The 11,564-nt window shown below is 57.8% G+C and carries 10 protein-coding genes; 3 read left to right on the top strand and 7 right to left on the bottom strand.

What is annotated here, in order from left to right:
* Positions 1–44: 44 nt before the first annotated feature.
* Entirely contained in the window at positions 45–1,583 is a 1,539-nt protein-coding gene (locus JZX89_RS22265) for an amidohydrolase family protein (protein ID WP_207135318.1), read from the top strand.
* Between the two features lie 182 nt (positions 1,584–1,765).
* Here the strand turns inward: JZX89_RS22265 and JZX89_RS22260 are convergent, their stop codons facing one another.
* The 7 genes from JZX89_RS22260 to JZX89_RS22230 form a co-directional block, all read right to left on the bottom strand.
* Positions 1,766–2,893, bottom strand: a complete 1,128-nt coding sequence (locus JZX89_RS22260) for a porin (protein ID WP_174375061.1) — start codon at positions 2,891–2,893, stop codon at positions 1,766–1,768.
* A 449-nt stretch (positions 2,894–3,342) separates the two neighbouring features.
* Complete coding sequence (locus JZX89_RS22255; protein ID WP_207135317.1) at positions 3,343–5,517, bottom strand: putative bifunctional diguanylate cyclase/phosphodiesterase; 2,175 nt, start codon at positions 5,515–5,517, stop codon at positions 3,343–3,345.
* A gap of 232 nt (positions 5,518–5,749) precedes the next feature.
* Positions 5,750–6,685 carry a 2-hydroxyacid dehydrogenase gene (locus JZX89_RS22250; protein ID WP_207135316.1) on the bottom strand — a complete coding sequence of 312 codons (936 nt, stop codon included), beginning with the start codon at positions 6,683–6,685 and terminating at the stop codon, positions 5,750–5,752.
* 23 nt (positions 6,686–6,708) lie between these two features.
* Positions 6,709–7,440: an amino acid ABC transporter ATP-binding protein gene (locus JZX89_RS22245; protein ID WP_207135315.1), complete on the bottom strand. Its 732-nt coding sequence runs from the start codon at positions 7,438–7,440 to the stop codon at positions 6,709–6,711.
* The gene (locus JZX89_RS22240) at positions 7,421–8,080 is read right to left on the bottom strand and encodes an amino acid ABC transporter permease (RefSeq protein WP_149901008.1); all 660 of its coding nucleotides are present in this window, start codon (positions 8,078–8,080) and stop codon (positions 7,421–7,423) included. The genes JZX89_RS22245 and JZX89_RS22240 overlap by 20 nt, the downstream gene beginning before the upstream one ends.
* Positions 8,077–8,781 carry an amino acid ABC transporter permease gene (locus tag JZX89_RS22235; RefSeq protein ID WP_207135314.1) on the bottom strand — a complete coding sequence of 235 codons (705 nt, stop codon included), beginning with the start codon at positions 8,779–8,781 and terminating at the stop codon, positions 8,077–8,079. Before JZX89_RS22235 ends, JZX89_RS22240 begins: the two co-directional genes overlap by 4 nt.
* A 68-nt stretch (positions 8,782–8,849) precedes the next feature.
* Positions 8,850–9,653, bottom strand: a complete 804-nt coding sequence (locus JZX89_RS22230) for a transporter substrate-binding domain-containing protein (RefSeq protein ID WP_207135313.1) — start codon at positions 9,651–9,653, stop codon at positions 8,850–8,852.
* A 296-nt stretch (positions 9,654–9,949) separates the two neighbouring features.
* Between JZX89_RS22230 and JZX89_RS22225 the strand changes: the two genes are divergently transcribed.
* Entirely contained in the window at positions 9,950–10,270 is a 321-nt protein-coding gene (locus tag JZX89_RS22225; protein WP_046801224.1) for a hypothetical protein, read from the top strand.
* A gap of 157 nt (positions 10,271–10,427) precedes the next feature.
* Positions 10,428–11,450, top strand: a complete 1,023-nt coding sequence (locus JZX89_RS22220; RefSeq protein WP_153516075.1) for a LacI family DNA-binding transcriptional regulator — start codon at positions 10,428–10,430, stop codon at positions 11,448–11,450.
* Positions 11,451–11,564 lie beyond the last annotated feature (114 nt).

Raw genomic sequence — 11,564 nt, 5'->3', positions numbered from 1 at the left:
TGTGAATTTCTGGATACTGACTACAAACATATGGGAGAAGGCAAATGGGAAGTTATCTGCTGCTGCACGGCACGATCGTCACCGTGGATCGCGAAAGACGGATTATCGAGGATGGCGGCCTTGCCATTCAGGATGATCGTATCGTTGATATAGGCACGGCCGGGGAGCTTGCGTCACGTCACCCCGACAAGCAGATCATCGACTGCCGGGGAAAACTCATCATTCCCGGCCTGATCGATGCGCATGGCCATGCCGGGCATGCGCTGATCCGCAGCATTGCCGCCGATACCAATGCCATGTGGATGAAGGTCGTGACGCCGACCTATTATCATTATGTCACCCGCGATTACTGGTACGCCGACGGTCTGGTCTCCGGCATTGAGCGGTTACGCGCCGGCGTGACGACCGGTGCCAGCATCATCACCTCGATGCCGCGCGCCGACGACCCCGTCTTTGCCATCAACCACGCCCGCGCCTATGAGGAGATCGGCCTTCGCGAAATCATCTGTGTCGGCCCTTCCGGCCTGCCATGGCCGCACCCCGTTACCCGATGGGAGAGCGGTTCGCCGGAGCGCCGCCATATCAGCTTCGAAGAGATGATAGAGGGCAGCGAGGCAACCATCGAGGCCCTGAACGGCAGGGCGGATGGCCGCATCAGCGTGTTCCTCACACCTTTCACCATCGTTCCATCAGTTGAGCCCTCCAATGCCTCGACGCCCGATCAGGCGGTGAAACTGACGGAAAATGACCGGATGCAAGCGCGGAGGATCCGTGAAACGGCACGAAAGACCGGTGTCAGGCTGCATTCGGATGCTTTTGCCGGACAGATCCGCATGGCGTATCAGGACAAGGAAAATGCGCTGCTTGGCCCTGATATCCATCTCCAGCATTGCTGGGGCATCTCGCATGACGAGATCGACATTCTGGCCGAAACCGGAACTCGCGTTACCCACGCTCCGCCCGGCCGGGCGACGCCAATCATGGAAATGATGTCGAAAGGCATTCGTGTTGCCATCACCACCGACGGCGCGGCCCCCAGCCGCCATTTCGACATGTTGCAGACGGCGCGTCTGGCGCAATTCACCCAGCATCTGCTGCACAACCATGATCGTTACCTGCTGCCGCCCGGCAAGATATTCGAAATGATCACCATCGACGCCGCCCATGCCATCGGCATGGAGGACGAGATCGGTTCGCTGGAAATCGGCAAAAAGGCCGACGTCGTCATCATCGACATGCGCAAACCGCATCTGATGCCGATGTGGATGCCGGTGCATCGGCTGGTGCATCAGGTGCTGGGCAGCGATGTCGATACTGTTTTCGTCGATGGCAGGATGTTGATGGAAAACGGCCGGGTTCTGACAACCGACGTAGATGCCGCGCTCAACTTCGGCCAGGAAGAAGCGCTGGCCCTCGCCGCCCGCGCCGGTCTCGAAGCGCACATGCACGACCCGGGCTGGGGCCGCCTGTTGCGGACCTTCGACGAACCCGTCCACCCTCCCCGACCACCGGAGCCGGCGGCTCACGGGCAACAGAGCGGTACTGACCAGGAAGATGGTAATGGGCCGGCATCCTTCCGATAGCGGAAGTGAAATTGCCGGAGACCTTTTTTTGAAGAAAGAAAAACTCCCCGGCCTGGAGGGGTCCGGGGAGCAAACCTGACGTCATGTCAGGAACTTTGACTGGAGCTAGTGACTCACCCGCTCGGAAACGGGGTGGATCTGAGTTGTCTAACCCGGTTTAGGCTTTTTGGTTATGCAGGCTATTAGAACGAACGCTGCAGACGAACGAAACCGGTCCACTGGTCGCCGGCACCGCTGCCAACGCCGCTGCGAACGCTTTCGTTGCCATCAACGCTCTGGTAGTTAACCGAAACGAGCGTGGAGAGGCCGGAAGTGATCTTGTAGCCAACAGCTACACCAGCGCGCCAAGCATCGCGGTCGCCCGTGAACTTGCCATCCGTGCCAATATCCAGAGTACGGAAGTACTGAACGCCGGGGGTGATGGTCAGCTCTTTGGTAGCCTTGATCGCGTATTCAGCGGCAACGGACCACTCAGACTCTTCGTAATATGCGTTCGCACCCGATGCCCATACACCAGCGAGGCCGAAAGTACCCGGACCAACGTCGGCCGTTACGATCGCGCGGATCGCACCGTTTTCAGCGTCGGTGTCGTAACCGCCGAGCAAGTTAGCCTTAACGCCACCGAACTTACCGCCGAGAATCGCGCTGACGCCGACATTGTTGTCGCCCTGGCGGTTGAGGCTCGTCCAGTTGTTCTGGTTAACGCCGAGGTTGTTGCGCTGAATGGTCGTCGTGCTGCCCGATGTGGTGATCGAGTTACCGGCAATAACGCCTTCGAGTTCTTCAACAGCAACGCCGGCATAGAAGGAGCCAGCATCGTAGGTGTAGCGGATGGCGTTCAGGCGGGTCTGGTTGGAGCTGAGGTTATCAACTTCACCAGAGAGACCGTCATCCCACCAGTTGTAGTAGAAACCGACCTTCAGGCCGTTGATTTCAATGAAAGCCTGATCGAGAACGACGCCACGGCTGCTGTCCTGGTCGGCCTGACCGCGGAAACCGAAATAGCCGCGCAGAGGGCCGAACTCGGTGTCAGAGCGGGTGTCAACGTTGAACTGAGCGCGCGTGAACGAATCCCAGTCGGACGTGCCGGACTGGTCACGACCGAAGTCTGTCTGGAAACGAACGTAACCGTCGAACTTCAGGCAGGTTTCGGTGCCGGGGATGTAGAAGAAGCCGGTGCCGAAAGCGTCGCAAACGCGAACGTATTCCATGGCTTCCGGCTCAGCAGCGACGATAGCGTCAGCGGCCTGTGCGCCGGATACTGCTGCGAGAGCTGCAGCGGAGCCGATAAGAAGGCTCTTGATGTTCATTTGTAATCTCCAGTCAAAAATTTTTCAACGAATGCGCAAAACTGTGGGCTGGTCTTTCCCTGCCGCCCGCTTCTCTGCGCTGATTCAGCAAATGACAGAAAGTACGGCAGACTCGCAATTCAAATCGGCAGATTGCAAATACAATAAAAGTACACAAACGTATTAAGTAGTAAAATTACAACAGATCAATAGTTTAAAATATAATAATTTCATTTTTTATTTTCAAATAATAGAATTTATTACTTAATATAAATAGCCGATTATAATAATTTTATTTATTATAATAAATAAATCTATGTTGGCGCGAAGGGACAGTTACCCGACATCCTGACCCGGAACAATCACAAAGACGTTTGAGGTTGTTGTAATAAAAGGCACAGGCATCCGGCCGGAACAGTTTCGGCGACAGCTCAGATCAGGCCCGTCAAAAAAGGGCCACCAAGTGGGGTTTATTGCAGATTGCCGGCGGGGCCTGTCGGGAATGTCGTCATCTTCGCCAGCATGTCTTCAATCGCATTCGCCTGCACCGGGCGGCTGAAATAATAACCCTGCCCGTAGGGACAGCCGGCGGCGCGCAGAAACGCCGCCTGTTCGCTGGTCTCCACACCCTCGGCAATAACGTCGATATCCAGAGATCCCGCAAGCTGGATCATGATCGAGACGATGGCGCTGTCCTTGGTTTTTTCCGGCAAATGGGTGAGGAACGAGCGGTCTATCTTCATGCAGGACAAAGGGAAGGTCTTGAGCATGCCGAGGCAGGAATAACCGATGCCGAAATCGTCCAATGCGAGGCTGACGCCCATCTGCTTGATGGCGCGCATGATCCGCACGGATGTTTCGACGTCCTGGATGATGAGCGTCTCGGTGATTTCGATTTCCAGCAACGAGGGCGAAAGACCGGTTTCCTTCAGCGCCGACTGGATCTGCTCCACAAGCCCACCTTGAAACTGCCGGGGCGAGATATTGACCGCCATTTTAACGGGCGACAGGCCGGCCATGATCCAAGCCTGTGCCTGCTGGCAGGCTTTTTTCAGAATGCTTTCGCCAAGCTCCACGATAAGGCCTGTTTCTTCCGCAAGACCGATGAATTCCGACGGAGCCAGCAGACCCTCCACCGGGTGCTGCCAGCGCACCAGCGCCTCCACCCCGCTGATACGGCCGGTGAGAAGATCAACCTGCGGCTGGAAATGCAGGACAAACTCATCCCGCTCCACCGCCTTACGCAACTCCTCAATGCGGGTGAACTTCTTTCTCAGATCGTCCGCCATGCGCGGTGTGAAGGTGGCGATGCCATCCCGGCCATTATGTTTGGCCTCATACATGGCAAGGTCGGCGGCAGCGACGATTTCCGCCGTGGTTTCCCCGTGCTCGGGAAAAAACGCCATGCCGATGCTGCAGGTAACTTTGATATCGTAGTTGCCGATGCGCAGCGGCTGCGAAACCGCCGCCTGAATGCGCTGCAAACGGTCTTCGAAACCATGTTTCTGCTTTTCCAGAATGACGACGAATTCGTCGCCGCCCACCCTCAACACGAGATCATTTCGGCTGAGGCTGTGCGTTATGCGCTCCGCCGTCTTTGAAAGCAGCGCGTCGCCAACGCTATGGCCAAGCGTATCGTTGATCTGCTTGAAATTATCGAGATCGAGAAAACCGATGCCGACCTTCCGTTTTGCCTTCGCCGCCGCCGCCAATATTTCCGGCAGCCGCGTATCGAGAAAACGGCGATTTGGTAGCCGGGTCAACATGTCATGATCGGCCAGAAAGGCGATATGCGCGGCTGCACGTTTCCGGTCGATCGCCAGCCCCGCCATGCGGGCGGCAGCCCCGATGAATTCGATCAGCGCCGCATCCGGCTGGCGGCCCGCCAGCACGCACCAGACAAAGCCATGCGCCTTGCCCTCGCTGGCGGGAATGTCGAAACTGAAAGCCGTGCTGTCGGCTGGATAGGTAAGGCTCGCGGGATCGTTGGCGTTGGAAATAAGCGCCGTCAGGCCCGGATGCGGCACCAGCGCCGGCGAGGCATAAACGGACGGTTCTCCCGCCGCCGCCTCGAACACCCTGACAGCACAGGCAAGCCCGGTGGCAAGGTTTTCAATGGCCTTGACGAATTCCTCGAGAAAATCTTCGATCCGCGCCGCCGCGACGATCATTTCCAGAATGCGCGCCTGCGCCTGAAGCAGTCTTTCCGAGGCCTTCTTCTGGGTAATATCCCTGGAAGCGCCAACCACACCAATGATCTTGCCGGCCTCATCCTTCAGCGGCACTCGCGACATCATCAACCAACGGTCGATATCGCCACGCATGGCGGGTTCCTCATAGCCAAGATCTGGCTCTCCGGTGCGCATGACCCGCGCTTCGGTATCGGGAATGCCGGCGCGGCGCGCCACATCTCCATGAATGTCGCCATCGGTGAGCCCGATCAGCTCCTCGACACTTTCAAAGCCGTTCTCGGTAACGATGGCGCGATTGGCAAAAAGAAAACGGCCCTCCAGATCCTTGGCATAGATGAAATCCGGCACATGATTGATCATCGCTTCCAGAAGCACATGCCGGTCGGAGGGATTGGCGTTTTCAGTCGTTGCGGGAGGGGCAGATGGTGTAACGTCGCGCTTCATTCGCGACATCCGGTTCTGCTCGGGTGTCTTCGGGCCTTTGGAACGCACCTCTCCGCCTCATAGCTTTATAATGAAGCAGAATAGTAGGATTATACATATTATATAAATATGAACGGCGGACCTAGATTACCGGCGAATGGCTGCCCTTTTGCAGCCTAAACCAGGAACAGCCGAAAGCGCTATTCGAAACGGCGCGGATAAATGCCGCGCCGTCAGATTAAAGGCTTAGATAGAGGATATGTCAGACCACCGGGGTCGGCAGTTCCTTGCCCGCAAAATGCGCGTCGAGATTGGCAAGAACAAGATCGGCCATGGCGCGTCGCGTCTGGTGCGTGCCGCTGCCGACATGCGGGGCAAGCGTGACGTTGTCGAAGGCGAAAAGCGCTTCCGGCACACGTGGTTCATCCTCGAAGACGTCGAGGGCCGCACCACCGATCGTGCCGTTCGAAAGCGCCTCGACCAGCGCCTTCTCATCCACCAGCGAACCACGCGCGACGTTGACGAGCACGCCCTGTGGCCCAAGCGCTTTCAGCACACCTGCATTGACGATGTGGCGTGTTTCAGCGGTGGCAGCGGCGGCGATGATCAGCACGTCGCAATTGGCAGCCAGCGCCTCGATGCTGTCGTGATAGTCATAAGCGACATCGCGGCGGTTTCGTGCGGTATAGGAAATCCGCGCGTCAAAACCTTCGAGCCTCTTTGCGATTGCCTGACCGATGCGGCCTAGGCCGAAAATGCCGTAACGACGGCCAGCCACACGGGTGGAGAGCCCCATATCGCCCTTCAGCCACTGCCCCGTGCGCACATGCTGGTCCGCCTGCGGCAGCTTGCGCGCCTGCGCCAGAACGAGACCGAGCGCGAGGTCAGCAACATCGGCTGTCAGCACATCCGGCGTGTTGGACACACGGAAACCGCGTTGTTTGGCTTCGACCAGATCGACCTTGTCGAAACCGACGCCGTTGATGGCGACGATTTCGAGATTGGGGAGTGCAGCACCAATATCCGCCGGCAGGCCGATATGGCCACCGGTGACGACGCCCCGAATGGCTGCGCCTTTTTCCGCAAGGAACGCCGCCTTGTCCGCGGCCTCGAACAGGCGGTGCACGGTGAAGCGCTGCGCAAGTTCTTCTTCCAGTGCCGGGATCAGCGGGCACAGTTGCACGATTTCAGTAGTCATGGATTTTCCTTTGCGCCGGTGAACTACTTCACATCGGCCTTGACGAATTGCCGGAGTTCCGGCGTTTGCGGATTGGTGAACAGTTCCGAAGACCGGCCCTGCTCCCAGATTTTGCCCTGGTGCATGAAGATGGTTTCGGTGGCCACGCGGCGCGCAAAGGCCATTTCATGGGTGACTAGGATCATGGTCATGCCGTCTTTGGCGAGGTTTTCCATGACCGTCAGCACCTCTTCCGTCAGTTCCGGATCGAGCGCCGAGGTCACCTCGTCGAACAGCATCACCTTCGGTCGCATGGCAAGCGAGCGGGCAATCGCCACACGCTGCTGCTGGCCGCCGGAAAGCTGGTCGGGATAGGAATCATATTTCTCCGACAGTCCGACGAGATGAAGAACCTCGCGGGCGATATCCTTCGTTTCCGATTTCGCCACATCCTTGACGATACGCGGGGCGAGCATGATGTTTTCGCCGACTGTCAGGTGCGGGAAAAGATTGTAGCTCTGGAAGACGATGCCGACATCGGTGCGCAGCTTGCGCAGCGCCTTGGCGTCTCCAGCCAAAGAATGACCGGCGATTTCAATGCGGCCCGAATTGATCTTCTCCAACCCGTTCATGCAGCGCAACAGCGTGCTCTTGCCCGAACCCGAGCGGCCGATGAGGGCGAAGACTTCACCGCGACCGACCGTCAGCGACACGCCTTTAAGGACTTCCAGAGCGCCAAAGCTCTTGTGAACGTTTTCAACGATTACTTCCGGCATGAAGCCTCCTTTCCAGCCAACGCGACAGCTGGGACAACGGGTAGCAGACGATGAAATAAAGTACGGCCACCGCGACGAAGACGCGGAACGGCTGGAACGTGGCATTGTTGATGAGCTGCCCCGCTCTTGCCAGTTCGACGAAACCGATGATCGATGCGATGGACGTATTCTTGACGACCTGAACGGCAAAACCGACGGTCGGCGGCAGGGAAATGCGGATCGCCTGCGGCAGGATGACGTAGCGATATTGCTGGGCGCGGGTAAGAGCCAGCGATTCCGACGCTTCCCATTGCTGCTTCGGCACCGCCTGAATGCAGCCGCGCCAGATTTCGGCGAGATAACCAGATGTATAGATGGTCATCGACGCGCCGGCGGCGATCAAAGGCGGCAGTTCCAGTCCGGCAAGGCTGAGGCCATAATAGGACAGGAACAGGATCATCAGCACCGGAATGCCCTGAATGACCTGGATATAGGTGCCGGCGGCAATGCGCAGCGCCTTCAAATCCGAGGTACGGGCCAGCGCGATAAAAAAGCCGACAATACCGCCGCCGATAAGCGCAATGATCGTCAGAAGCACGGTCCATTGCAGGGCGGTAATGAGGAAGCCGAATTCGTTCCAGCCGAAAGTTCTAAGGGTCATGACTGCACCTCCGGCAAAGCGGTCATCGTCTTGCGGGCCACACGGCGGCCGAACAGCCACATGCCGACAAGCGCAAGGATGAGCCGCAGGCTGAGCGCCAGCGCCAGATAGATGAGCGTGACGACGATATAGACCTCGAAGGAGCGATAGGTCTGCGATTCCACGAAGGCGGCGGCGGCCGCAAGCTCATGGGTGGAAATGGCCGAACAAATGCTCGACGCCAGCATCATCAGCACGAACTGGCTGCACAGTGAAGGATAGACCTTGGCGATGGCAGGCACCATGATGACGTGGCGGTAGATCTGGTATTTCGTAAAGCCCAGCGCTTCGCCCGCCTCGATCTGCGACTTGTGCACCGCCTCAATGCCGGCGCGGATGATTTCCGTCGAATAGGCGGCAAGGTTGATCGTCATGCCGATCAGCGCAGCCGTATCGGCTCCAACGCGAAATCCGAGACCCGGCAGGCCGAAATAGACGATGAACAGCTGCACCAGGAACGGCGTGTTGCGGATGACCTCCACATAGGCGTCCACGATGATGCGGACGATGCCGCCATTGATGGAACGCAGTGAGGCCAGAAGAATGCCGAAAGCGCAGCCGAGCACGATGGAGAGGACCGACAGCTTGATCGTCAGCCATATGCCGTTCAGAATTTCATTCTGATATTGGGCGAGCGCGCCGAATTGAAAAGTATAGGACATGCGTCACTCCGTTGACATTTCCCGGTCCGCCGGAAATTTTTCTCCGGCGGACGCGTTGAAAGGCTCAATCAGAAGCTTGGCAATTGCGGCAGCGGACGACCGGTCCACTTCACCGAGATACGGTCGAGATCGCCCGACATCTTCATGAGATAGATGGACGTGTTCAGCCACTGGCGCAGCTCGAAATCCTCGATCTTCGTCGCCATGGAATTGCCCTGCTGGAAGAAGGTGAAACCAACCTGCAGACCGGCTTCCGGGCGCTGCTTGATGATAGCCTCACCAACCGTGGACGGCAGTGCCACGGCATCGACCTGGCCGGCAAGCAGAGCCTGGGCGCTGGTCGAATCGTCCTCGTAAACGACGATCTCAAGACCTTCGACATTGGCCTTGCGCAGCGCGGTCTCCTGCGAGGAACCGCGATTGACCGAAACGCGCTTGCCCTTGAGGCTTTCGAGATTTTCGAACTTCTGGTCCTTGCCGGAAATGATATCCATGTTGAAAGCGCTGTAGGGCTGCGTGAACATGACCGTCTTGGCGCGTTCGCCGGTGGGCGCAAGCGTCGCAACAAGGAAATCGACCTTGCCGGTCTGCAGGGCCGGAATACGGGCCGGCGGCGTCAGCGGCACAAGCTCGACCGGCAGCGACAGATAAGTGCCGATGAGGTTGGCGACATCCACGTCATAACCGGAAGGATTGCCCTTCTCATCCACCATGCCCATCGGCGGAGCGCCGGTCAGAACACCGATCTTGACCTTGCCGCGCGCCGTGATCTCGCTCAGCGAGACAGCATGGGCGGATGTGGTGGCGGCAAGCGTTGCAGCGGCAACACTGACGGCAACGGTCACGTTCTTCAGAAATCTGGATATGCTCATGGTTTCTCCTCCAACCTTTTAAGTGGCTGCCCAAAGCGGGACAGCGATCTTGCGCAAAGCGAAAAATGTTCTCGATAACATTTCACCGCGATTGACAAAAAACTCCTCCCAAGAAACCGCAAAAGCTCAAAACCATGTGAATTTTCCTTAAAATTCAACAATTTCGGCTGGTTATCGATTTTCCTCTTGTCGACACCGTTTCACGTTCTTGGCAGGATCAATAATGCATGTTATCGGTATCATTGCAAGTCCGATCTACAGAACTGTTGCATCGGACATTCATTCGGGAGGAACCCATGTATACACGATCGGCAATTTTCGAAGGCAGGATCCACCCCGGCCGGGAGGAGGAGTTTTTCCGCATCGTTGAGGAAAAATTGCTGCCAGTCTGGAAACGTATGCCGAATGCGCAGGCCGTGCGAGTGATGCGCACCGAGCGCACCGACCCGGATGCAGCCGCGATCATCATGGTGCAGGAAATCGACTATCCGTCGATGGAAGCCGTGGAGGAAGCGCTGGTCTCGCCGGTTCGGCTGGAAGGCCGGGTGCTGACGGACGAGATGATGAGCATGTGCGACGGACGTTTTTACCATCTGGTCTATAGCCGCGTCGCATAAATCCGGTGCACGCCGCATTGATATGCAATCATACGGCGTGCTTTCCCTTGATATCTTCGTGTATGTCTTGTCCTGAAACGGTTCGAATTTAGGGAGACATGCTTTGGTGGAGCGCACGCCCTTGGCCGCAGCGTTAGTCACGTCGAAAAAAGCAACCATGAGCGACGTCTCGAAACTCGCGGGCGTCTCCAAGATGACCGTTTCGCGGGTGCTGGCCGATCCTGCCCTGGTGTCGGAAGAGACACGCCAGAAGGTGATGAAGGCGATTGAGAAGCTTGGCTATGTGCCGGATCGAATCGCCGGTTCGCTGTCTTCCCGGCGCACCAATTTCATCACCGCCATTCTGCCGACGCTCACCAACTCCAACTTCGCCGACAGCGCGCAGGGGCTGGCCAAGGCGCTGCGCGCGGCTGATTACCAGTTGCTGATCGGTTATACGATGTATGACCTGCAGGAAGAGGAGCGCGTCATCCGCACCATGATGGAGCGCCGCCCCGATGCCATCGTCGTCGCCGGCACGGTGCATACCAAGATGGCGAGCGAAGTGCTGATGCGTGCCGGCATCCCGATCGTGGAAATCTGGGATGTTCCCGAACACCCGATCGACCACGCTGTTGGCTTTTCCAACTACGAGGTGGGAAGAAACGCCGCCAAATATCTGATCTCGCTTGGTTTAAAGCGCATAGGCGCACTAGGCTCCAGGGCTGACGGCACTGTGAACGACTGGCGCGGCGAAAGCCGCCTCGTGGGGTTTGCGGCGGCACTGCGCGAAGCCGGCATTTCCGATGATCTCATCATCCGCGAAGGCAGCGCGCCGGTCTCCTACGATCACGGGGCAAAGACGCTCGGCTCCCTGCTCGCGAAGGCGCCCGATGTCGAAGGCATTTTCGCCGTCTCCGATATTTCCGCCGTCGGCGCGCTGATGGAATGTCACCGCCGCGGTATTCCCGTGCCTGACCAGATTTCCATCCTCGGCTTCGGCGATTTTGATATCAGCCGGCAATGTTACCCCGCGATTTCGACGATCCGGGTTGATGCCCAGATGATCGGCCGCAAGGCCGGCGAATTGCTGCTTTCGATATTGGAACCGGAAAAAGGTGCAGCCGTCCCTGAGGGCGCGCGGGTGGATGTCGGGTTCGAGCTGATCGTGCGCGAAACGACGAAGCGGTTGGGTGGATAAAGCGGAAGCGATAGTGGAACGAGCGGGTGCCACCAGCTTCTTCTCCCCGCCGGGGAGAAGTCCGCGGCAGCGGGATGAGCGACTGTCTTTTGTGTCAAGCGTTTTGCCATGGTT

The sequence above is a fragment of the Agrobacterium burrii genome, from assembly GCF_017313405.1.
GTDB classification, from domain to species: domain Bacteria; phylum Pseudomonadota; class Alphaproteobacteria; order Rhizobiales; family Rhizobiaceae; genus Agrobacterium; species Agrobacterium burrii.
This window is presented reverse-complemented; position numbering and strand designations above follow the sequence as displayed.

What these genes read in the sequence shown, in the direction of transcription:
- JZX89_RS22225 (WP_046801224.1), top strand. Translation starts at nt 9,950, where the DNA reads ATGTATACACGATCGGCAATTTTCGAAGGCAGGATCCACCCCGGCCGG.
- JZX89_RS22265 (WP_207135318.1), top strand. Translation starts at nt 45, where the DNA reads ATGGGAAGTTATCTGCTGCTGCACGGCACGATCGTCACCGTGGATCGC.
- JZX89_RS22260 (WP_174375061.1), bottom strand. Translation starts at nt 2,893, where the DNA reads ATGAACATCAAGAGCCTTCTTATCGGCTCCGCTGCAGCTCTCGCAGCA.
- JZX89_RS22240 (WP_149901008.1), bottom strand. Translation starts at nt 8,080, where the DNA reads ATGACCCTTAGAACTTTCGGCTGGAACGAATTCGGCTTCCTCATTACC.
- JZX89_RS22255 (WP_207135317.1), bottom strand. Translation starts at nt 5,517, where the DNA reads ATGTCGCGAATGAAGCGCGACGTTACACCATCTGCCCCTCCCGCAACG.
- JZX89_RS22220 (WP_153516075.1), top strand. Translation starts at nt 10,428, where the DNA reads ATGAGCGACGTCTCGAAACTCGCGGGCGTCTCCAAGATGACCGTTTCG.
- JZX89_RS22245 (WP_207135315.1), bottom strand. Translation starts at nt 7,440, where the DNA reads ATGCCGGAAGTAATCGTTGAAAACGTTCACAAGAGCTTTGGCGCTCTG.
- JZX89_RS22230 (WP_207135313.1), bottom strand. Translation starts at nt 9,653, where the DNA reads ATGAGCATATCCAGATTTCTGAAGAACGTGACCGTTGCCGTCAGTGTT.
- JZX89_RS22250 (WP_207135316.1), bottom strand. Translation starts at nt 6,685, where the DNA reads ATGACTACTGAAATCGTGCAACTGTGCCCGCTGATCCCGGCACTGGAA.
- JZX89_RS22235 (WP_207135314.1), bottom strand. Translation starts at nt 8,781, where the DNA reads ATGTCCTATACTTTTCAATTCGGCGCGCTCGCCCAATATCAGAATGAA.